Genomic DNA, 20,165 nt, shown 5'->3' on the forward strand with positions numbered 1-20,165 from the left:
CGGCGGCTGCGGCGAGGGATCGGGCGGCGCCGGCACGGTCTCGGCCGGCGCCGCCGGGGCCGGCACCTCCCCGCGCGCCTGGGCGGGCGGCTCGGCGGAGGTGAATTCCACCGTCATCGCCATCTCGACCGGCGGCGGCAGCGGCCGGACATAGCCATAGAGCAGGCCCGCCACGCCCAGCAGGACATGCAGGCCGAGCGAGACCCCCGCCCAGCGCTTCAGCGCCCGGTCATCATCCGCGGGGTGGAGGAGAAGGCCTGACAAGGGCTTGGCTCAGCGCCCCGCCGGGCGGGCGGCGGGGGCGGCGGGCCGCGCCCCCGGCGCGCCCTGTGGGCTCTCGGCCAGCAGCGCGACGCGGGAAAATCCGGCAGCGCTGACCGTGCCCATCACCTCGATCACCCGGCCGTAGTTGATGGCGCGGTCGCCGCGCACGAAGATGCGCCGCTCCGGCTGGCCGGCCTGCTGCTGGTTGCTGGCCATGATGGCGCGCAGCTGGGCCACCAGCCCGTCCAGCGGCACCTCCGTCTCCTGCAGGAAGACCGCGCCCTCGGCGGTGACGGAGATGGTGATGGGGTCCTGTTCCTGGTTCAGGTTGGAGGCCTGGGTGCGCGGCAGGTCCACCGGCACGCCCACCGTCATCAGCGGCGCCGCCACCATGAAGATGATGAGCAGCACCAGCATGACGTCGACCAGCGGCGTGACGTTGATCTCGCTGACCGGCCGGAAGCTGGCGCGCCGCCCCCGCCCCGCCTGCCTGCCGCCTATCGTGCCGCCGGCCATGGCTCAGCCCTCCGCCGGCTGGCGGGTGGAGGCCGGGCGCGCCGGCTCGGCGGCCGCGGCCTCCGACTGGCGGGAGAGGATGGCGCCGAATTCGGCCGCGAAGGCATCCAGCCGCCCGGCGAAGCGGGCGAGGTCGGAGGCCAGCTTGTTATAGGCGATGGTGGCCGGGATGGCGGCGACCAGGCCGATGGCGGTGGCGAACAGCGCCTCGGCGATGCCCGGCGCGACGACCGCAAGGTTGGTCGATTGCATGCCGGCGATGGCCGAGAAGCTGTTCATGATGCCCCAGACGGTGCCGAAGAGCCCGATGAAGGGGGCGGCCGAGGCGACGGTGGCCAGGAAGACCATCCAGCGCTCCAGCCGGTCCATCTCCCGCGTGATGGCGACCGTCATGGCGCGCTCGACGCGTTCCTTCAGCCCGGTCACCGCCAGGTCGCTGGTCATGGCGCGGCCGGAGGAGCGGCGCCATTCGCGCATGGCGGCGCCGAAGACGGCGGCGATGGGGTTGGTGGGCTGCTCGCCTTCCTTGGCGAAGAGCTCCTCCAGGCTGCCGCCCGACCAGAAGCGGTCCTCGAAGCCATCGGCCGCGCGGTTCACCCGGCGCAGGGCGGTCATCTTCTCGAAGACGATCGCCCAGACCCAGACGGAGGCGAGCAGGAGGGAGACCATGACGGCCTTCACCACCCAATCCGCCTGCAGGAACAGCGACCACAGCGACATGTCGTGCGCCATCGGTGCCAGGGCCTGCGCGGTCACATTGCCCAAAGCGCAATCTCCTCATCCAGCCGCCTTCGCGGCGGGTCCCAATATCGCCGCCCCGGGCCGGGGCGGCCAAACCTCAGACCAGCCCCGCCAGCGCCGCGCGCCAGGGCGCGGGCAGCCGGGTCGGCCGCAAACCATCGGCGCGGACGCAGACCAGGCCCACCTGCAGCCGCGCCAACACCACCTCACCGCCCCCCTCATCCGCCCGCAGGACGGTCTGTTCCAGGTCGAGGGTGGCGGCGCCCACCGCCTTCACGCGAGTCGCCACCTGCACCGCATCGTCGAGTCGGGCGGGCGCCACATACTCCACTTCGATGCGGCGCACCACGAGCATTGCGTTGTAACGCGCCATCATAAGCGAGTGCGGCAAGTCCATGGCGCGCAAGGATTCGGTGCGGGCCCTTTCCGCCCATCTCAGGTAGTTGGCGTGATAGGCCACCCCGCCGGCATCCGTATCCTCGAAATAGACGCGCATCGTATGGCGATGCCCTGACAAAATTTGGTTCATCCCGCGGCCGCTGCCCTATTCCTCGAAGGGCGGAGCGTTCGCCAGCAGGTCCAGTTGCGCCGCGATCGCGCGCGGCGGCATCAGGCCGAGGTGGCGCCAGCCCGGCTCCCCCAGCATGCGGCCGCGCGGCGTGCGCAGCACCAGGCCTTCCTGGATCAGGAAAGGCTCCACCACCTCCTCCAGCGTATCGCGGCTTTCGGCCAGCGCGGCGGCCAGGGTCTCGACCCCCACCGGGCCGCCATTGTGGTGTTCCGCGATGCGGCGGAGGTAGCGGCGGTCCTGGGCATCCAGGCCCAGCGCATCCACCTCCAGCCGCAGCAGGGCGCCATCCACCATGGCGCGATCGGCGGCGCGGCCGGAGACCAGGGCGAAATCCCGGATCCGGCGCAGCAGCCGGCCGGCGACGCGCGGCGTGCCGCGGGACCTTCGCGCGATTTCCAGCGCGCCGTCCTCGGTCAGCGCGAAACCCAGCTTTTCCGCGCCACGCCGGACGATCAGCAGCAGCTCCTCCACCTCGTAGAATTGCAGCCGCAACGGGATGCCGAAGCGGTCGCGCAGCGGCTGGGTCAACAACCCGGCGCGGGTGGTGGCGCCGACCAGGGTGAAGGGCGGCAGGTCGATGCGCACGGTCCGCGCCGCCGGCCCCTCCCCGATGATGAGGTCGAGGCAGTAATCCTCCATCGCCGGATAGAGGGTCTCCTCGATGGCCGGCTGCAGGCGGTGGATTTCGTCGACGAAGAGCACGTCGCGCGGCTGCAGGTTGGTGAGGATGGCGGCAAGGTCCCCTGCCCTTTGCAGGATGGGGCCGGAGGTGGCGCGGAAACCGACGCCGAGCTCGCGGGAGACGATCTGGGCCAGCGTGGTCTTGCCCAGGCCGGGGGGGCCGAAGAGCAGGACATGGTCCATCGCCTCGGCGCGCTGCCGCGCGGCGCCGATGAACACCTGCAGATTCTCCCGCAGCGGCTTCTGGCCGATGAAGTCGGACAAGGTCTGGGGGCGAAGGCTGCCCTCCGCGCCATCCTCCTCCTGCCGCGCGCCGGCCGTCAGGCGTTCGCTCTCGCTCATCGCGGCGCCATCTCCTTCAGCGCCTCGGTGATCAGCGCGCCGAGGGCGGCGTCATCGCCGATGCGGCGGGCGGCGCGGGCGACGGCGGCGGCGGCCTCGGGGCGCTTCCAGCCGAGATTGACCAGGGCCGAGACCGCATCCGCCTGGGGCCCGGCCGGTTCGGGGGCGTGGATGGCGCCGCCGGCGCCGATGCCATCGGCCTCCGGCATGGCGCGGCCGACCGCCCATTTCTGCATGGCGGGCTCATCCACGATGCGGGTGGCCGTCGCCGCGCCGAGGCCCTTCACATCGGCCAGGCGCTTGCGTTCCTTGGCCGCGATGGCGCGGGCCAGGTCGCCGGGGGTGAGGCCGGAAAGGACCAGCAGCGCCTTCTGGGGGCCGACCGTCTTCACCTCGATCAGGGCGAGGAAGGCATCGCGCTCCGTCGCGTCGAAGAAGCCGAAGAGGGTGATGGCGTCCTGGCTGACGCGGGTTTCCACCAGCAGTTTCTGGACGCCCTCGCGCGCCGTCAGGCGGTCCAGCGTCTTGCGGGAGCAGTGGACGAGGTAGCCGACGCCGTTCACGTCGAGCACGCAGGCGCCGTCCTCGACGGACTCCACCAGGCCGCGGAGGGAACCGATCATGGGTGCATAGCCCTCTCCACCCGCAGGGGGGGGGTTGCGGCGCTGCCGCAACGCCGAAGGCTGGTTGGGTGGGCGGGGCGCGGCAGGATCGGTGCGCGTGCCCCCCCACCCCGACCCTCCCCCCCGAGGGGGGGAGGGAGAAGTATTGCCCTCACGACGCCGCCCTCGCCACCGCCGCCGAAAACGCGTTCCGGGTGCTGCGGTGATGCGCATGGCAGATGGCGATGGCCAGGGCATCCGCGGCATCCGCGCGCTTGAAGGTGACCCCCGGCAGCAGGTGCCGCACCATGGCCTGGACCTGTTCCTTCGCCGCATGGCCATTGCCGACCACGGCGCGCTTCACCTCCATCGCGCCATATTCCCGCACCACCAGTCCGGCCAAAGCCGGTGCCAGCAGCACGACGCCGCGCGCCTGGCCGAGCTTCAGGGCCGATTCGGGGTTTCGGGCGACATAGGTGTGCTCGACGGCAGCCTCATCCGGCGACTGGGCGGCGATCACCGCGGCCAGGCCGTTGTGCAGCGTCAGCAGGCGGTGGTGCAGGTCGTCCCCGGAGTGGGTGGAGACCACCCCCTCCGCGCAGAAGCGGAGGCGATAGCCGTCATGCTCCACAAGCCCCCAGCCGGTGTGCTGGAGGCCCGGGTCGAGGCCGAGGATGCGAATCGGGTGGGTGGCCATGCGCCTTCATAGCAGAAGGCCGCCCCTACCCCAGCACCGCCAGCCCATCCGCCGCCCGCACCCCCTGGCCTTCCGGCAGGACAAAAAGCGGGTTGATCTCCGCCTCCAGCAGCCGCTCGCCCAGGGATTCGCCCATGCGGGAAAAGGCGAGCACGGCCTCCACCAGCGCCGGCACATCGGCCGGCGGCGCGCCGCGGAAACCGGCGAGGACGCGGGCGATCTTCAACCCGCGCACCATGCCCTCCGCATCCGCGCGGGACAGGGGCAGCATGCGCAGTTGCGTGTCCCCAAAGACCTCGGCCGCGGTGCCGCCGGCGCCCAGCAGCACGGCGCTGCCCAGATGCGGGTCGCGGACGATTCCCAGAATCATCTCGATGCCGCCCGAGATCTGTTCCTGCACCAGCAGGCCCTCGGCCTCCGGCAGTTTCTGCAGAAGCGCGGTGCCGACCTCCGCCACGCGGTCGGGCGTCACGTTCAGCACCACGCCGCCGATATCGGACTTATGGGCCAGGTCGCGCGCCAGCAGCTTGACCACCAGGCGCGGCCCGAGGTGTTCCGCAGCCTGCTGGGCGGCGGCGGGTGTCGCGGCGCTGACCTCGCGCGTCGCGGCAATGCCGTAATGGGCGAACAGCGCCTTGCTCTCGGCCTCGTTCAGCTTGCCGTGGCGCAGGCCCATCGGTGCCGGCTCGGGGCGGGATTCGGCGGGACGGAAGGCCGGGCGCGAAAGGCCGGCGAGGATGGCGGCGATGCCCTCCGGCGTGGTGCTGGCGGGCACGCCGCGCGCATTCAGCCCGGCGGCGATGGCGGGCGCATGCGGGCTGACATAGGCGATGACCGGCTTTTGCGAATCGCCGCGCGCTTCCATCATGGCCTCAGCCACCAGCTCCGGCTGCGCCAGGGCGGAGCTGCCGACCACGACGACCAGCGAGTCATAGAGGTCGCTGTCCAGCAGGCTGCGGATGGCACCGCGGAACAGGTCGGGGCGCACCCCGGCGAGGGTCACGTCCACCGGATTGCCGACCGGCGCCTCCCCCAGCAGGGCCGACAGCTTCTCGCGCACGGCGGCATCCGGCGCCGGCAGGCTGCCGCCGGCCAGGCCCACCGCATCCGCCACCAGCGCGCCGGCCCCGCCCGTCGAGGTCAGCACGGCAACCCGGAAGCCGGCGGCGCGCCGGCCCTGCGCCAGCGCGGCGGGGACTTCGAGCAGGTCCGAAAAGCGTTCGGCCCGGATCACGCCGAGGCCGGCGAAGAAGGCGTCATAGATCCGGTCCGCCCCGGCCATGGCGCCGGTGTGGGAGATGGCGGCCAGCGCCCCGGCCTCGCTGCGGCCGACCTTGAAGGCCACCACCGGCTTGCCCGCCGCGGCGGCCCGAAGGGCTGCCGCGCGGAAGCGCGCGGGGTTGCGCAGGCCTTCCAGATACAGGGCGATGGCGGTGGTCGCGGGGTCGTCGACCAGCGCATCCAGCACCTCGGCGACCTCGATATCGCCCTCGTTGCCGGTGGCCACCAGCTTGGCGAAGCCGATCCCCGCCGCCGCGCCGCGCGACAGCAGCGCCCCCAGGATGCCGCCGGATTGGGAGACGACGGAGAGCCCGCCGGGCGGCAGCTTCTCGAATTCCAGGGCGCCGGAGGCACTCAGCACGATCCGGTCGGTCAGGTTCACCACGCCGATGGTATTCGGCCCCAGCAGGCGCATGGACCCGGCCGCGCGCTTCAGGGCGGATTGCTTTTCCGCGCCCTCCTCGCCCGTCTCGCCATAGCCGCCGGCCAGCACGATGGCGGCCTTGCAGCCCTTGGCCGCCAGGTCCCGCACCGCCTGTTCCGCGCGTTCCGGCCCCACCAGCACGATGCCCACATCCGGCGCGCCGGGCAGGCTCGCCACATCCTTGTAGCAGGGCAGCCCGGCGATCTCCGTCGCGCGCGGATTCACCGGCCAGACATCGCCCGAAAATCCGTGCCGCAGCAGATAGCCCACGGGGCGGCCGCCGGTCTTGGTGGCGTCGGCGGAGGCGCCGACCACCGCCACGCTGCGCGGCCGCAGCAGGCTTTGCAGCGCGCTCACTTCTTCGACTTCTCGAGGAAGGCGGCGACGGAGGCGCGGTGTTCGGCGGTGGTGTAGCAGATCGCCTGGCTCTGGCTGCCGATGGCCAGCACATTCTCGAAGCTGCTTTCCAGGCTGCGGTCGAGCGTCGCCTTGGCGAGCGCGAGCGCGGCGATGGAATGCGTGCCCATCTCCGCCGCCCAGCTCTGGGCCGCCGTGGCGAGGTCCGCATCCGGCACCACGCGATCGGCCAGGCCGATGCTCAGCGCCTCCGCCGCATCGACGCGACGCGCGGTGAAGACCAGTTCCTTCGCCCGCGCCAGGCCGACGCGCCGCGGCAGGAAGTACATGCCGCCGCCGTCCGGAATCAGCCCGCGCGCCAGGAAGCTCATGGTGAAGCTGGCGGATTCGCCGCACAGCAGAAAGTCGCAGGCCAGCGCCACATCGGCGCCGAGGCCGGCGGCCGGGCCGTTCACCGCGGCGATGACCGGCTTCGGCATGTGGTGCAGCAGCGTCACCGCGCGATGGGTGCGCGCCTGGCGGCGCCAGCCATTGATGGCGACCTCCTCGGGCGGCGCTTCCAGCCGGTTCTTCATGCCGCGCACATCGCCGCCGGCGCAGAAGGCACTGCCGGCGCCGGTGACGACCAGCGCCTTGATGGCCGGGTCCGCCGCCACCGCCTCCAGCGCCGCGATCATCTCGCCGCGCATGGCATCGTCGATGGCGTTGCGCACCTTCGGCCGGTTCAGCGTCAGCGTGGCGATGCCGGCCTCGGTGGTCAGCAGGATGGCGTCGGACATGTCGCAAAAGGCCTTTACTGGACGCGGAGATTGGCGCGCTCGACCACGCGCGACCAGCGCTCGCGGTCCGAGGCGAGAAGGCGGGTGAAATGCGCGGGCTCGGGGCTCGGCGCGATCTCGTCGACGCCGGCGGCGATCAGGCGCTGCTTCACATCCTCCTGGTTGATCGCGGCGACGGCGGCGGCATGCAGCACGGCGATGCGGTCCGGCGGCGTCGCCCCCGGCGCGAGGAAGCCGTACCAGGTGGCGCTGTCGAGCTCCGGGAAACCCTGCTCCACGCTGGTGGAGAGGTTGGGCAGCGCCACGCTGCGCGACTGGCCGGCGATGGCGATGGCGCGGATCTTCTCCGCCTCGATATGCGGCTGCAGCGGCGCGGAGGCGTTGGTCAGCAGGTCGACGCGGCCGGCGAGCAGGTCGTTCAGCGCGGGGCCGGTGCCGCGGTAGTGGATCGGCTCCATCTCGATGCCCAGCACCACGCCGATCATGGCGCCCAGCGCATGGCCATTGGTGCCGACGCCCGGCGTGCCGTAGCGCAGCGGCTCCCGCCGCGCCTTCGCCAGCGTCTGCAACTCGCGCAGGTTCGTGGCGCGCAGGCTGGGATGGATGGTGATGACATTGGGCGAGGCGCCGAGATAGGCGATGGCCGCGAAATCCCGCACCGGGTCATAGGGCAGGCGCGGCTGCACCAGGGAGGAGATCACGAAGCTGCCGGAGCCCGCGAGCAGGATGGTGTGGCCATCCGGCTCCGCCTTCGCCACCGCGTCATTGCCCAGCAGCCCGCCGGCGCCGCCGCGATTCTCCACCACCACGGCCTGGCCCAGGCGCTGCGCCATGGCGTCGCCGAGCATGCGGCCCACCACGTCGTTGCTGCCGCCGGCGGTGAAGGGGATGACCATGCGGATGGGGCGGTTGGGGAAGCTCTGGGCCGCGGCGCCGCGGCTGAGGAGCATGGGGGCCGCCAGGCCCATCAGGGCGTGTCGCCGGGTGATCATGGGATGTCCTCCAGTGGTGGCGGGCCTTCGGGCGGGCCTGCGCATCGCCCTGTTTGGCGTGGCGGCGCGGCGCGCGCCAGCCTGGATTTCTTGCCCTACCCCAAGCCCGGGTTATGCTGGGGCATGGACCATCTGCCGCCCCTCGCCGCCCTGCGGACCTTCGCCCTGGTGGCGGAAACCGGCAGCCTGACCGCCGCCGGCGCCCGGCTGAACCTGACCCAGCCCGCCATCAGCCGGCGCATCCGGGAATTGGAGGCCGCACTCGGCGTGACGCTGGTGCATCGCGGCGCCAATGCGCTGCGGCTGACCGAGGAGGGGCTGCGCTATGCCGCCGCCCTGCAGCAGGCTTTTGCGGGCATCGCCGCCGCCACGCTGGAACTGCGTGGCGCAGCAGCGGCGCCCTTGCGCATCCGCGCCTATACCACCTGGGCCATGCGCTGGCTGATCCCCCGCCTGCCCCGTTTTCGCGCCCGGCATCCGGGGCTGGAGGTGGAGGTGGTGACCTCCACCAGCCCCGCCGTGGATTTCGCGCGGGAGGGTCTGGATGCGGCGATCCGCACCGCGCCGGCCGGCACGCCACCGATGCGCGGCGCGGTGCGGCTGCAGGCGGTGCATGTGGCGCCCTTCGCCGCGCCCGCCGCCGCGCGCCAGGGGCTCGATCGGCTGACCTGGCTCGGCAGCCGGGTGCGGCCGCGCGACTGGGGCAGCTGGTGCACCGCCGCCGGCCTCACTCCGCCCGCCGCGCCGCCGCTGCTCTTCGAGAGCACCTCGCTCGCCATCCAGGCGGCGCTGGAGGGGCTGGGCGCCGTCATCTGCACGCCCGATTTCGTGGAGGAGGAGGTACGGCGCCGCCGGCTGCGGCGCCTGTCACCCGTCTCCGCCGCGACCGGCGACCACTACTGGCTGCTGCTGCCGCCCGGTGCGCCGCGCGGTGGTGGCGAGGCGCTGCGCGACTGGCTGCTGGATGAAGTCGCCGCCATGCCGCGGCGCAGCATGCGATAGGGGATCGCCTTCCGCGCTGTCATGGCGCTAACCTCGATCTGTCATCGCACTGTCATTACAAGAGGCTAAACGCCCGGCATGCCAGACCGCCCCGCCACCCAGGGTCAGCTCCGTCTTCACGGGGTGGCCAAATCCTTCGGGGCCGCCCAGGCGCTGCGTGACGTCACGCTCTCGGCCGCACCCGGCACCTTCCTCGTGCTGCTCGGCCCCTCCGGCTGCGGCAAGTCCACGCTGCTGCGCGTGCTGGCGGGGCTGGAGGCGCCGACCGCCGGCCAGGTCTTCATCAATGGGCGGGATGCGACGGGGCTGGCGCCGGCGGCGCGCGGCATCGCCATGGTCTTCCAGTCCTATGCGCTGTTCCCGCATCTCTCGGTCGCGGAGAATATCGTCTTCGGCCTGCGCGCCCGCGGCGTGGCGCGCGCCGAGCGAGACGCCAGGCTGGCGCGCACCGCGCAGATGATGGGCCTGTCGCAGCTGCTGGACCGGCGCCCCGCGCAGCTCTCGGGCGGGCAGCAGCAGCGCGTGGCGCTCGCCCGCGCCGTGGTCGCGGAAGCGCCGATCTGCCTGATGGATGAGCCGCTCTCCAACCTCGACGCGAAGCTGCGGGCCGAGATGCGGCGCGAGATCCGCGCGCTGCAGCAGCGCCTCGGCATCACCATGGTCTATGTCACCCACGACCAGGCCGAGGCGATGAGCATGGCCGACCAGGTGGTGCTGATGCGGGACGGCCAGGTGGAGCAGGATGCGACGCCCGCCGAGCTCTATGCCCGCCCCGCCACCACCTTCGCGGCCAGCTTCATCGGCACGCCGCCCATGTCCCTGCTGCGCCTGGTGGCGGGGCCGCAGGGGGCGGAGGTGGCCGGTGCGCCGGGTTTCGCCGTGGCGCCGGCCAATGCCGCGGGCGCCACGCTCGGCATCCGGCCGGAGGAAGTGACGCCGACCGATGGCGTCGGCCTGCCGGTGCGCGTCCTCGCCGCGGAATTTTTGGGGGCGGAGACGGTGCTGGCCTGCGCCGTGGGCGAAGGGGCGGAGGTGATGCAGGCGCGCATCCCCGGCCATCACGCCTTGCCCGCCGGCACGCATCTGCGCCTGCGCCTGCCGCCCGCCCTGCACCTTTTTGACGCGCAATCCGGACGGCGCCTGCCGGAACCGGTGCGCGAAACCGTCTTCGCCTGACGACAGGAGCCCCCGCATGATCCTCACCCGCCGCCTGGCGCTCGGCAGCCTGGCCGCCGCACCGCTGCTGGCCGCGCCAGCGCTCCGCGCACAAACGCCCGTCGAGATCGTCTTCAACTATCCGATCGCCGTCGGCGGCCCGATCACCCGCATCATCGATGGCTATTGCGAGGATTTCGCCCGCGCCCATCCGGGCTTCCGCGTGCGCCCGATCTATGCCGGTTCCTATCAGGACACGCTGACAAAAACGCTGACGGCGATGCGTGGCGGCGATGCGCCGCACCTCGCCTGCCTGCTCGCGGTCGATATCTTCACCCTGATCGGCGAGGATGCGGTGGTGGCCTGGGATGGGCTGCCGGGCGCGGACCAGGCCTGGCTGGACGGCTTCTATCCGGGCTTCCTGGAGAACAGCCGCACGGGCGGCAAGACCTGGGGCATTCCCTTCCAGCGTTCCACCGTCGTCATGTACTGGAACAAGGACGCCTTCCGCGAGGCCGGCCTGGACCCGGAGACGCCGCCGGCCAATTGGGCGCAGCAGATCGAATTCGCCCAGAAACTGACGAAGCGGCAGGGCGATGCCACCAGCCAGTGGGGCATGCAGATCCCCTCCTCCGGCTTCCCCTATTGGCTGTTCCAGGGGCTGACGACGCAGGCCGATGCGCGGCTGATGAATGCCGAGGGCAACCGCACCTTCTTCAATGACCCGAAGGTGGCCGAGGCGCTGCAGTACTGGATGGACCTGTCCATGCGGCATCGCGTGCATCCCACGGGCATCGTCGAATGGGGCACCACGCCGCGCGACTTCTTCGAGCGCAAGGTGGCGATGATGTGGACCACCACGGGCAACCTCACCAATGTCCGCGCCAATGCCCCCTTCCCCTTCGGCGTCGGCATGCTGCCCGCCGGACGCCGCCGCGGCAGCCCGACCGGCGGCGGCAATCTGTATCTGTTCAAGTCGGCGAGCCCCGCCCAGCGCGAGGGCGCGGTGCGCTTCGCGAAATTCCTGACGACGCCGGAACGCGCCGCGCAATGGGGCATCGACACCGGCTATGTGGCGGTGACGCCCGCGGCCTTCGAGACGCCGGCGATGCGCGCGCATGTGGCCGGCTTCCCCGCCGCCGCCGTGGCGCGCGACCAGCTGGAATTCGCGGTCGCCGAACTTTCGACGCAGGAGAATCAGCGCGTCACCAAGGCGCTGAACGACAACCTCCAGGCCGCGCTGACCGGCCGCAAGCAGGCTGGCCCCGCCATGGCCGATGCCCAGGCCGAGGCCGAACGCATTCTGCGCAGCTATCGCTGAGAACGAGGGACATCCCATGACCCAGATCACACGTCGCGCCGCGCTGATCGCCGGCGCCAGCCTGCTCGCCACGCCGGCTTTGCTTCGCGCCCAGACGGTGCGGGAGCTGACCTTCTACTACCCGATCGCCGTCGGCGGCCCGATCCCGCGCATCATCGACGGCTATTGCGAGGCGTTTCAACGCGAGACCGGCATCAAGGTGAACCCGGTCTATGCCGGCGCCTATGGCGAGACGCTGACCAAGGCCGTCACCGCCATCCGCGGCGGCAGCGGGCCGCATTTCTCCGTGCTGCTGGCGGCCGAGCTGCACAGCCTGCGCGACATGGACATCCTCGCCCCCTTCGAGGAGATCGAGGGCGCCGGCGACCTGAATGCCTGGACCAGCGGCTTCTTCCCCGCCTTCATGGCGAACAGCAAGGCCGAGGGTAAGACCTGGTCCGTGCCCTTCCAGCGGTCCACCGCCGTCTATTACTACAACAAGGACCTGTTCCGCGCCGCCGGACTGGACCCGGAGGCGCCGCCGCGGAGCTGGGCGCAGCTGATCGAGGCCGGGCGCAAGCTGACGGCCGACGGCCGCTGGGGCGTGAAGATGTCCAACAGCGCCGGCAACGGCCAGTGGACCTTTGGCGCCATGGCCAACCAGGTCGGGCACAAGCTGATGAACGATGCCGGCACGGAGACCTACTTCACCGATCCGCGCGCGATCGAGGCCGCGAATTTCTGGCGCGGCCTGGCCTTCGACAGCCGCATCACGCCGCAGGGCGTGACGGATTGGGGCGTGCTGGCACCGGACTTCCTGAACCAGACGGCGGCGATGATCTGGTCCACCACCGGCAACCTGACGAACATGCGCACCAATGCCCGCTTCAACTTCGGCGTGGCCGGCCTGCCGGGCAAGGAAGGCCCGCATACCGTGGTGGGCGGCGGCAATCTGTACATCTTCAAGAACGCCTCGCCCGCCGAGCGCGCCGCCGCGCTGCGCTTCGCGCGCTATGTCGCCGCGCCGGAAGTCGCGGCCGACTGGTGCATGAAGACCGGCTACCTGGCGACGCGGCCGGATGCCTGGGAGACCGAAAGCCTGCGCCGCTACACGCAGGAATTCCCGGCCGCGCTGGTCGCCAAGGACCAGATCCCGGTCGCGACCGGCGAGCTCTCCACCTTCGAGAACCAGCGCGTCTACAAGGCGCTGAACGACAACCTGCAGGCCATGCTGTCGGGCGGCAAGTCGGCGCAGCAGGCGATGGCCGACACGCAAGCCGAAGCCACCCGCGTGCTGCGCCCCTTCCGCCGCGCCTGATCCCTCTGAAGCCCTCTCCCCCGGACAGGGGGAGAGGGTTGGGTGAGGGGGTCAGCCCAAGATCGAAAGAACCCGATGCCATCCCGCACCACCCTCCACGCCTGGCTGATGCTGACGCCCGCGTTGGTGCTGCTGATCGGCTTCACCCACTACCCCGCGGTCGCCACGCTCTGGCATTCCTTCTTCTCCACGCCACGCGCCAACCGCCCCGCCCGCTTCATCGGTGCCGAGAACTACCTGGCGCTGGCCGAGGACCCGGTCTTCTGGCAGGCGCTGTGGAACAACCTGATCTACGCCGGCGCCACCATTCCGCTCTCCATCGGCCTGTCACTGGCCATGGCGGTCTGGGTGAATGGCAAGCTGTCCGGCCGCACCGCGCTCCGCATCGCCTATTTCACCCCGACCGTGCTGCCGATGATCGCCGTCGCGAACCTCTGGCTGTTCTTCTACACGCCCGATTACGGGCTGCTGGACCAGATCACCCGCGCGCTGTTCGGCTGGGGGCCGACCAACTGGATCGGCCAGCGGGAGACCGCGCTGGGCGCGATGATCGCCGTCGCCGTCTGGAAGGAAGCCGGCTTCTTCATGATCTTCTACCTGGCCGCGTTGCAGGCGATTCCGCCGAACCTGTATGAGGCGGCGGCCATCGAGGGTGCCTCGCGCACCCGCGTCTTCTTCCGCGTCACCCTGCCGCTGCTGGGCCCGACGACGCTGTTCATCGCGGTGAACGCCGTGATCAACGGCTTCCGCCTGGTGGACCATATCATCGTCATGACGCGCGGCGGGCCGGACAATGCGACGGCGCTGCTGCTGACCGTGATCTACGACCTCGGCTTCCGCTTCTGGGACACGGCGACGGCGGCGGCGCTGACCGTGGTGCTGCTGGTGATCCTGGCGCTGACCGCCGCGCTGCAATTCCTCTTCGCCGCCAAGCGGGTGCACTACCGATGAGCGCGACCACGACGACGCAGGCCCCTGCTCTGCCCCGCCTCGGCACGCTGCTGGAGACGGCCGCCGCCTGGCTGCTGGCCTTGGTCTGGGTGGCGCCGCTGCTCTACGCCGTCTGGGCCGCGATCCACCCCACCGGCTATGCGACTCGCTTCGAACTCTTCGCGCCGCTGACGCTGTCCAACTTCGCCGCGGCCTGGGAGGCCGCGCCCTTCGCGCGCTACTTCCTGAACACCTTCGCCCTGGTCACGATGGTGCTGGCCGCGCAGTTCGTGCTCTGCACCCTCGCCGCCTTCGCCTTCGCCCGCGCGGCTTTTTGGGGGAGCGGCGTGTTGTTCGGGCTGGTGCTGGTGCAGCTGATGATCATGCCGGACATCCTGCTGGTCGAGAACTACAGGACGATGCGGGCGCTCGGCTTGGTGGACACGATCCTCTCCATCGGCCTGCCCTATATGGCCAGCGCCTTCGGCATCTTCCTGCTGCGGCAGACCTTCAAGCAGGTGCCGAAGGAGCTGGAGGAAGCGGCACGGGTGGAGGGCTGCGGCACGCTCGGCATTTTGGTGCGCGTCTATGTGCCGCTGGCGAAGCCGACCTACCTCGCCTACGGCCTCACCAGCGTATCCTACCACTGGAACAATTTTCTCTGGCCATTGGTCATCACCAATAGCGTGGAGACGCGGCCGCTGACGGTGGGCCTGTCCGTCTTTGCCTCCACCGACCAGGGCATCGACTGGGCGATCATCAGCGCGGCGACACTGATGACCTCCGCGCCTCTGCTACTGGGTTTTCTGCTGTTCCAGCGTCAGTTCGTGCAGTCCTTCATGCGGGCCGGGATCAAGTGATCCTGGCCAGGTAGTCGTGGCCCATCCGCGCATAGGTCAGCGGATGCGCCTTGGCCGGGTCCTGCTCCGCCTCCACCACTAGCCAGCCTTCGTAGTTCGGTAGCTGCGCGAGGACGGCGGGGTAGTCCACGCAGCCATCGCCGGGGACGGTGAAGACGCCTTCCAGCACGGAATCCAGGAAGGACAGCCCGCGCGCCTTCACATCCGCCATCACGGCCGGACGGATATCCTTGCAATGCACATGCACCACCCGCGCCGAGTGGCGAGCCGCCGCGCGCACCGGGTCGCCGCCCGCAAAAGTCAGGTGGCCGGTGTCGAGCAGCAGGCCGACATCGCGCGTGCCCTCCATCAGCCGGTCCACTTCGGATTCCGCCTCGATCACCGTGCCCATGTGGTGGTGATAGGCCATGGCGAGGCCCCGCGCCTTCAGCCGCCGCGCCATCTCATCCAGCCGCGGCAGCAGCACCGCCCATTGCGCCTCGCTCAGCACCGGGCGACGCGACAGCGGCGTGGCCTTCTCCCCATGCACGCTGCCCGTCACCTCGCAATGCACCATGGCGGTGCAGCCCAGCGCCGACAGCAGCGCGATATGCGGCTCGGCGGCGGCCATCTCGGCCTCCACGTCGCGCTCCAGCAGGTTGGAGCCATACCAGCCGGAGACCAGCGCCAGGCCGTGCGCGTCAAGGATCGGCTGCAACTGCCCCGCGACGCGGGGAAACTTGTTGCCCAGCTCCAGGCCGGCAAAACCCGCCAGCTTCGCCTCCGCCAGGCAGGTCTCGAGCGGGGTTTCCGCGCCGAGCTCCGGCATGTCGTCATTCGTCCAGGTCAGGGGATTGATCCCGAGCCGCACTTTCATCCGCGTCACGCTCCGCTGCCCCGCTTCCGCAGGGCGGTTTCGTAGTCTTTCCGGGCGGCTTCCTGCGCCGCGCCGCGGGGAGCCGCTGAGACCGGCACCTCCCACCAGGCGCCACCCTCCGCCGTGCTGGCGACGGGGTCCGTGTCGATCACCACCACGTTGGTGCGCTTGGCGGACAGCGCCTTGGGCAAGGCCGCTTCCAGCTCCGCGACGTTCGCGACCTTCACCGCCTGCGCGCCCAAGGCCCGCGCATGCGCCGCGAAATCCACGCGCGGCGCGGCATCGGCCAGCAGGTTGAGGAAGGGCGCGCCGCCGGTGCCCTTCTGCAGCCGGCTGATGCAGCCAAAGCCGCGATTGTCGAGCACCACGATGGTCAGCTTGGCGCCCATCGCGACGCTGGTCGCGATCTCGCTGTTCATCATCAGGTAGCTGCCGTCGCCCACCAGCACCACCACCTCCCGCCTCGGCGCGGCCAGTTTCACGCCCAGCCCGCCGGCGATCTCGTAGCCCATGCAGGAGAAGCCGTATTCCAGGTGGTAGCTGGCCGCATCGGTCGCCCGCCACAGCTTGTGCAGCTCCCCCGGCAGCCCGCCGGCGGCGCAGACCACGATGCCGTCCGCGGGCATGGCCCGGTTCACCGCGCCCAGCACCTGTGCGTCGGAGGGAAGCCCTTCCGCGCGCGGCTTCGGCGCGGCGGTGATGCGCTCCACGCTGCGATGCCAGCGGCCGGTCGCCGTCACGGCGCGTTCCTGCCAGGGCCGCGGCGCCTCCCATTTGCCGAGCGCTGCGGTTAGCGCGGCCAGCCCTCGCGCCGCATCGGCGACCAGCGGCTGCGCGCCGTGCTTGCCCGCATCGAAGCCGGCGACATTAAGGCCGATCAGCGCGGCCTGGCCGAACAGGGCGCGGGACCCGGTCGAGAAATCCTGCAGCCTTGTGCCGACCGCCAGGATCACATCGGCCTTCTCCGCCAGGGTATTCGCCGCCGCGCTGCCGGTCACGCCGATGGCCCCGGCATTGCGCGGATGGTCCCAGGCCAGGCTGCCCTTGCCGGCCTGGGTTTCCGCCACCGGCACGCCGTGGCGATGCGCGAAGGCGGCCAGGCCGGCCTCCGCGCCAGCATATTTCACGCCACCGCCGGCCAGGATCAGTGGGCGCTTGGCGTCGCGGAGCCGCGCCGCGGCCTCCGCCAGTTCGTGCCTATCCGGCTCCGGCGCGCGCGGGCGGTGGACCCGCTTGCGGAAGAACTCCGTGGGCCAATCGAAAGCCTCGGTCTGCACATCCTGCGGGAAGGCGAGCGTGGCGGGGCCACACTCCACCGGGTCCAGCAGCACCCGCAGCGCCGCCGGCAGCGCCACCAGCAACTGTTCGGGGCGCATGATCCGGTCGAAGTAGCGCGAGACCGGCCGGAAGCAGTCATTGGCCGAGACGGTGCCGTCGCCGAAATGCTCGACCTGCTGCAGCACCGGGTCCGGCTGGCGACTGGCAAAAATGTCGCCGGGCAGCAGCAGAACCGGCAGGCGGTTCACATGCGCCAGCGCGGCGGCGGTGACCATATTGGTCGCACCCGGCCCGATGGAGGTGGTGCAGGCCATCATCCGCCGCCGCGCATGCGTTTTTGCATAGGCGATGGCGGCATGGGCCATGGCCTGCTCGTTATGGGCGCGGAAGGCGGGCAGGGCCTTGCCCATGGCCTGCAGCGCCGGGCCGAGTCCCGCGACATTGCCGTGCCCGAAGATGGCCCAGACGCCGCCGAAGATCGGCACCGTGCGCCCTTCCAGCTCGGTCATCTGGGCGGCCAGGAAGCGCCAGGTGGCCTCGGCGGCGGTCAGGCGTATGGTGGCCATGGATTCAGGTCCTGGACGTCATTGGCGGCGAGCCGGGGCAGAGTTACGGTTTGATGACATGCCCCACAAGCGGGCAGCCAGGAAACACCATGCTGCATTTCGCACAATTCGGCGCCGGACGCATCGGCGCCATCCATGCCCATAGCCTGGCCGGCAGCGGCCTGGGCCGGCTGCGCCACGTGGTGGATGTCCACGCCCCCTCCGCCCAGGCCCTGGCCGAGCGCCACGGCGCCAAGGTCTCAACCACCGAGGCCGCGCTGGCGGACCCCGAGGTGGGCGCCGTGATCATCGCGAGTTCCACCGACACCCATGCCGGGCTGATCATCGCCGCGGCGCGCGCCGGCAAGGCGATCTTCTGCGAGAAGCCGATCGACCTGTCGCTCGCCCGCGTCGATGAATGCCTCGCCGCGGTCGCCAAGGCGGGCGTGCCCATGCTGGTCGGCTTCAACCGCCGCTTCGACCCGGATTTTTCGGAATTGCACCGCCGCATCCAGGCCGGCGCGATCGGCGCGGTGGAGCAGGTGGTGATCACCAGCCGCGACCCCGGCCCGCCGCCGGTCTCCTATATCAAGGTCTCGGGCGGGCTGTTCCGGGACATGACGATCCATGATTTCGACATGGCGCGCTGGATGCTGGGCGAGGAGCCCACCGAGGTCTTCGCCACCGGCTCCAACCTGGTGGATCCCGAGATCGGCGCGGCGGGCGATATCGACTCGGCCATGGTGGTGCTGAAGACGGCCAGCGGCCGCCTGGCCACCATCAACAACAGCCGCCGCGCATCCTATGGCTACGACCAGCGGGTGGAGGTGCATGGCAGCCTCGGCCGGCTGATCGCGGGCAATCGCGTGGGCAGCACCGTGGAACAGGCCGACGCTCAGGCGGTCTCCACCGAAAAGCCGCTGCACTTCTTCCTGGAACGCTATGCGCTGGCCTATCGCGCCGAGATGCTCGCCTTCATCGAGGCGGTGACCAAGGGCACCCCGATGCCCGTCGGCGCCGCGGATGGGCGGCAGGCGCTGGTCTTGGCCGATGCCGCGCTGCGCTCCATGGCGGAAGGCCGCGTGGTGCGGCTGTGAAGATCCGGCTGCCCGGCCGCCGCATTCTTGTCACCGGCGGCACCCAGGGCATCGGCGAGGGCGTGGCGCTGGCCGCGGCCGAAGCCGGGGCGGCGGCCATCTGCATCACCGGCCGCAACGCGGCCCGCGGCGCGCAGGTGGTGGCGCGTCTCCGCGGGCTGGGCACGGAAGCGCATTTCGTCGCGGCGGATCTCGCCGATGCCGAGGCCACGGCCGGCATCCTGGCGCAGGCCGAATCGGCGCTCGGCCTGATCGACGGGCTGGTGAACGCGGCCGGCCTGACTGATCGCGGCACCATCCTGGATACCGACGTCGCGCTCTGGGACCGGCTCTTCGCCGTGAACGCCCGCGCCCCCTTTCTGCTGACCCAAGCTTTTGCGCGGCGCCTGGTGGCGGAGAAGAAGCCGGGCGCGGTGGTCAACGTCATCACCATGTCGAGCCATGGCGGCCAGCCCTTCCTCACCGGCTATGCCTCCTCCAAGGGCGCGCTGGCGACGCTGACGAAGAACACCGCCCACGGGCTGCGCGCGCACCGCATCCGCGTGAACGGCATCAATCTCGGCTGGGCCGATACGCCCGGCGAACACGCCATCCAGGCGAAGGACGGCAATCCGCCCGATTGGCGCGAGACCGCCGAACCCACACAACCTTTCGGCCGGCTGATCCGCCCAGCGGATGTCGCGGGCCTCGCCACCTACCTGCTGTCCGACGCCGCCGAGATGATGACCGGCGCGCTGATCGACTTCGACCAGAATGTCATGGGAGCCTATGAGTGACCGACCTCAAGCACCGCATGGCGATCGCCGCCGGCATCGCCCGGGAAGCCGCCGCGCTGGCCTTCCGCATGCGCGCCAACGGCATGGCCGAGACCACCTTCAAGGGCGCGCAGGATTTTCTCACCGAGGCCGATGGCGCGACCGAGACCTTCATCCGCGGCGAACTGGCAAAACATTTTCCGGATGACGCGATCATCGGGGAGGAGCAGGGCGGCGCGGTGGTCGGCGACGGGCCGGTCTGGATCCTCGACCCGATCGACGGCACCTCCAACTTCTCGCGCGGCAGCGACCGCTGGTGCGTCTCCATCGGCATGGCGCAGGGCAACCGCGCCGTTCTCGGCGCCATCGCCCGCTACGCGCCGGCCGAAGTCTTTGTCGGCGCCGAGGGCTGCGGCGCCACGCTGAACGGCGTACCGATCCGCCCCGCCACCACCACCGACATGCGCCGCGCCATCATCGAGGTCGGCTGGTCCATGCGGAAGCCGCTGGAAGTCTTTCATCGGCTGTCGCAGGGCGCCATGGCGCAGGGCGCGGGGCTGCGCGTCGGCGGGTCCGGCACGCTGGGGCTGGTGGAGACCGCCGTGGGCCGGCTGGATGGCTATATCGAGCAGCACATCAATTCCTGGGATGCCTGCGCGGCGGTCGCCATCGCGCGGGAAGCCGGCTGCTGGATCAACGGATTCGACAGCGGCGACTGGATCGCCGAGGGCAATCCTGTGGGCATCGGCGCGCCCGGGCTGGGCGCCGCGCTGGAATCGCTGATGCAGGCTTGAGCCGCGCGGCGTCGCGGCCTTAACTGCA

The 20,165-nt window shown here is 70.9% G+C and carries 20 protein-coding genes and 1 pseudogene; 9 read left to right on the plus strand and 12 right to left on the minus strand.

What is annotated here, in order from left to right; all coding sequences use genetic code 11:
* The 10 genes and pseudogenes from ACTIF1_RS22885 to ACTIF1_RS22930 all read right to left on the minus strand — a co-directional run.
* Window positions 1-264 (minus strand): annotated as a pseudogene (locus tag ACTIF1_RS22885) (hypothetical protein); the annotation flags it as partial.
* A 9-nt stretch (window positions 265-273) separates the two neighbouring features.
* Window positions 274-780 (minus strand): protein TolR, encoded by a 507-nt coding sequence (tolR, locus tag ACTIF1_RS22890; protein ID WP_439598767.1) that lies wholly within the window; start codon window positions 778-780, stop codon window positions 274-276.
* Window positions 781-783: 3 nt separating this feature from the next.
* Window positions 784-1,512 (minus strand): protein TolQ, encoded by a 729-nt coding sequence (gene tolQ, locus ACTIF1_RS22895; RefSeq protein ID WP_439598813.1) that lies wholly within the window; start codon window positions 1,510-1,512, stop codon window positions 784-786.
* Window positions 1,513-1,618: 106 nt separating this feature from the next.
* Window positions 1,619-2,050 carry a YbgC/FadM family acyl-CoA thioesterase gene (locus ACTIF1_RS22900; RefSeq protein ID WP_439598768.1) on the minus strand — a complete coding sequence of 144 codons (432 nt, stop codon included), beginning with the start codon at window positions 2,048-2,050 and terminating at the stop codon, window positions 1,619-1,621.
* A 15-nt stretch (window positions 2,051-2,065) separates the two neighbouring features.
* Window positions 2,066-3,115, minus strand: coding sequence for a Holliday junction branch migration DNA helicase RuvB (ruvB, locus tag ACTIF1_RS22905; RefSeq protein ID WP_439598769.1), 1,050 nt, complete (start codon window positions 3,113-3,115; stop codon window positions 2,066-2,068).
* Complete coding sequence (gene ruvA / locus ACTIF1_RS22910; protein WP_439598770.1) at window positions 3,112-3,738, minus strand: Holliday junction branch migration protein RuvA; 627 nt, start codon at window positions 3,736-3,738, stop codon at window positions 3,112-3,114. The genes ruvB and ruvA overlap by 4 nt, the downstream gene beginning before the upstream one ends.
* A gap of 151 nt (window positions 3,739-3,889) precedes the next feature.
* Window positions 3,890-4,414 carry a crossover junction endodeoxyribonuclease RuvC gene (ruvC, locus tag ACTIF1_RS22915; protein WP_439598771.1) on the minus strand — a complete coding sequence of 175 codons (525 nt, stop codon included), beginning with the start codon at window positions 4,412-4,414 and terminating at the stop codon, window positions 3,890-3,892.
* Between the two features lie 25 nt (window positions 4,415-4,439).
* Complete coding sequence (locus tag ACTIF1_RS22920; RefSeq protein WP_439598772.1) at window positions 4,440-6,476, minus strand: acetate--CoA ligase family protein; 2,037 nt, start codon at window positions 6,474-6,476, stop codon at window positions 4,440-4,442.
* Window positions 6,473-7,255, minus strand: a complete 783-nt coding sequence (locus ACTIF1_RS22925; protein ID WP_439598773.1) for an enoyl-CoA hydratase/isomerase family protein — start codon at window positions 7,253-7,255, stop codon at window positions 6,473-6,475. Before ACTIF1_RS22925 ends, ACTIF1_RS22920 begins: the two co-directional genes overlap by 4 nt.
* Window positions 7,256-7,269: 14 nt before the next feature.
* Window positions 7,270-8,247, minus strand: coding sequence for a Bug family tripartite tricarboxylate transporter substrate binding protein (locus ACTIF1_RS22930; protein ID WP_439598774.1), 978 nt, complete (start codon window positions 8,245-8,247; stop codon window positions 7,270-7,272).
* A gap of 123 nt (window positions 8,248-8,370) precedes the next feature.
* On the opposite strand from ACTIF1_RS22930, the gene ACTIF1_RS22935 reads away from it, so the two are divergent.
* The 6 genes from ACTIF1_RS22935 (at window position 8,371) to ACTIF1_RS22960 (ending at window position 14,812) form a co-directional block, all read left to right on the plus strand.
* Entirely contained in the window at window positions 8,371-9,249 is an 879-nt protein-coding gene (locus tag ACTIF1_RS22935) for a LysR family transcriptional regulator (RefSeq protein ID WP_439598775.1), read from the plus strand.
* Between the two features lie 123 nt (window positions 9,250-9,372).
* Complete coding sequence (locus ACTIF1_RS22940) at window positions 9,373-10,425, plus strand: ABC transporter ATP-binding protein (protein WP_439598776.1); 1,053 nt, start codon at window positions 9,373-9,375, stop codon at window positions 10,423-10,425.
* A 16-nt stretch (window positions 10,426-10,441) separates the two neighbouring features.
* Window positions 10,442-11,725 (plus strand): ABC transporter substrate-binding protein, encoded by a 1,284-nt coding sequence (locus ACTIF1_RS22945; protein WP_439598777.1) that lies wholly within the window; start codon window positions 10,442-10,444, stop codon window positions 11,723-11,725.
* A 16-nt stretch (window positions 11,726-11,741) separates the two neighbouring features.
* The gene (locus tag ACTIF1_RS22950; RefSeq protein ID WP_439598778.1) at window positions 11,742-13,022 is read left to right on the plus strand and encodes an ABC transporter substrate-binding protein; all 1,281 of its coding nucleotides are present in this window, start codon (window positions 11,742-11,744) and stop codon (window positions 13,020-13,022) included.
* A gap of 75 nt (window positions 13,023-13,097) precedes the next feature.
* Window positions 13,098-13,973, plus strand: coding sequence for a carbohydrate ABC transporter permease (locus ACTIF1_RS22955; RefSeq protein WP_439598779.1), 876 nt, complete (start codon window positions 13,098-13,100; stop codon window positions 13,971-13,973).
* Window positions 13,970-14,812: a carbohydrate ABC transporter permease gene (locus ACTIF1_RS22960; RefSeq protein ID WP_439598780.1), complete on the plus strand. Its 843-nt coding sequence runs from the start codon at window positions 13,970-13,972 to the stop codon at window positions 14,810-14,812. The genes ACTIF1_RS22955 and ACTIF1_RS22960 overlap by 4 nt, the downstream gene beginning before the upstream one ends.
* On the opposite strand, the gene iolE is transcribed toward ACTIF1_RS22960, so the two are convergent.
* Both iolE and iolD read right to left on the minus strand, forming a co-directional pair.
* Window positions 14,805-15,668 (minus strand): myo-inosose-2 dehydratase, encoded by an 864-nt coding sequence (iolE, locus tag ACTIF1_RS22965; RefSeq protein ID WP_439598781.1) that lies wholly within the window; start codon window positions 15,666-15,668, stop codon window positions 14,805-14,807. The genes ACTIF1_RS22960 and iolE overlap by 8 nt on opposite strands.
* Window positions 15,669-15,673: 5 nt before the next feature.
* Window positions 15,674-17,512, minus strand: coding sequence for a 3D-(3,5/4)-trihydroxycyclohexane-1,2-dione acylhydrolase (decyclizing) (gene iolD / locus ACTIF1_RS22970; RefSeq protein WP_439598782.1), 1,839 nt, complete (start codon window positions 17,510-17,512; stop codon window positions 15,674-15,676).
* 89 nt (window positions 17,513-17,601) lie between these two features.
* Between iolD and iolG the strand changes: the two genes are divergently transcribed.
* From iolG to ACTIF1_RS22985, 3 genes are read left to right on the plus strand one after another with little or no spacing between them, the layout of a single operon-like run.
* Window positions 17,602-18,588: an inositol 2-dehydrogenase gene (gene iolG / locus ACTIF1_RS22975; protein ID WP_439598783.1), complete on the plus strand. Its 987-nt coding sequence runs from the start codon at window positions 17,602-17,604 to the stop codon at window positions 18,586-18,588.
* A complete protein-coding gene (locus ACTIF1_RS22980) occupies window positions 18,585-19,364 on the plus strand; it encodes an SDR family oxidoreductase (protein ID WP_439598784.1) in 780 nt (259 codons plus the stop codon). Before iolG ends, ACTIF1_RS22980 begins: the two co-directional genes overlap by 4 nt.
* Window positions 19,361-20,137, plus strand: a complete 777-nt coding sequence (locus ACTIF1_RS22985) for an inositol monophosphatase family protein (protein WP_439598785.1) — start codon at window positions 19,361-19,363, stop codon at window positions 20,135-20,137. Before ACTIF1_RS22980 ends, ACTIF1_RS22985 begins: the two co-directional genes overlap by 4 nt.
* Window positions 20,138-20,165: the final 28 nt, after the last annotated feature.

It is taken from the genome of Falsiroseomonas sp. (assembly GCF_051860665.1).
GTDB lineage: Bacteria > Pseudomonadota > Alphaproteobacteria > Acetobacterales > Acetobacteraceae > Falsiroseomonas.